The sequence below is a fragment of the Paraburkholderia franconis genome (assembly GCF_009362735.1).
Taxonomy (GTDB): domain Bacteria; phylum Pseudomonadota; class Gammaproteobacteria; order Burkholderiales; family Burkholderiaceae; genus Paraburkholderia; species Paraburkholderia franconis.
Genome location: NZ_WHNP01000236.1, coordinates 1 through 1,003, shown reverse-complemented (window position 1 = coordinate 1,003; position 1,003 = coordinate 1). Strand labels below are relative to the sequence as shown.

The window sequence follows — 1,003 nt, the reverse complement described above, 5'->3', positions numbered from 1 at the left end:
GATGTCGCGCTCCATTTTTAACTGGCGATTCTCACGGCGCAGCCGCGTAAGCTCCTGCCGCTCGGCCGTGGTCAGCCCGTCATGACGCACCCCAGCATCACGTTCGGCTTGCGCAACCCAGTTGGTGATGGTCTGCGCCGTCGGTTCGAACTCGCGAGCGAGCTCCTGCGGTGTGCGCCCGGCCTTGACCAGTTCCACCATCTGCGCCCGGAATTCCGCCGGGTACGGTGTACGAGTCTTGCCCATTTCGGCACCTCCTGTAAAAGGATAGGTGTCCGTTTTGCCGGGTCAACTTCAGATCGCGCGGTCGCGAAGTGTTCGAAGTGAATGGCCATCGCAAGCGGCTATTAGACGGTCAACATCGTCAGGCGCAAGACACTGCGGGAGTGTCGACAGGCGCCAATGCGCTAGTGCGGGAACCGCTTGGTCGAGACCGGCCCGACACAGGCCGTGAACACCCAGATAACGCAGGAAGGCCCGCGCGCTGGTGACCCGCTTTTCGACCGTACTGACACTGCACTTGCCAACACTGTCCAGCAGGAACGTCCGCACGCGCTTCGGATCCCATCCGCCGACATCGTGCCCAAGTAACTCGAGCATTGTCGTGGCATCGCGACAGTACAGCCGAAGTGTCGCCGGCTTTGCGCCCCGGTGCTTTTGCATCCACTGCCGGAAACCGCTGACGATGTTAGGTTCGCAAATCTCCCCCGGAGGGCACCCAAACTCCTCCGGGTTTGGGCAGTTCAAACTCCTCCACCTGAGAACCCCCGGCTGAGCTTTTGAGCGGGCGGCTAACGATGTTGCAGGACGTCTATTTTCTTCTCCTTCGAACAAGAAGGAGATCAGGGAGTGAACGTCTTGAAGCAACATCTGCAAAGCGCGATATTCACGTTGCTCGAACGCGAGGTGAGCCAACGCAGGATCCATGAGCTCACGGGCGTTGATCGCAAGACGATCCGTCGCTACCAGGCGATCTTCGAGTCCCAGCGTGCAGCGACAGCAA

At 60.1% G+C, this 1,003-nt stretch carries 2 protein-coding genes; one reads left to right on the top strand and one right to left on the bottom strand.

The genetic code is table 11. The features are described from left to right. The coding region (locus tag GCT13_RS47900) for a transposase (RefSeq protein WP_152767593.1) at positions 1-246 on the bottom strand (246 nt) is incomplete at its 3' end. A 567-nt stretch (positions 247-813) separates the two neighbouring features. Between GCT13_RS47900 and GCT13_RS51085 the strand changes: the two genes are divergently transcribed. Continuing rightward, positions 814-1,003 (top strand): hypothetical protein (locus tag GCT13_RS51085; RefSeq protein ID WP_321575079.1); only part of this gene is annotated, 190 nt, incomplete at its 3' end.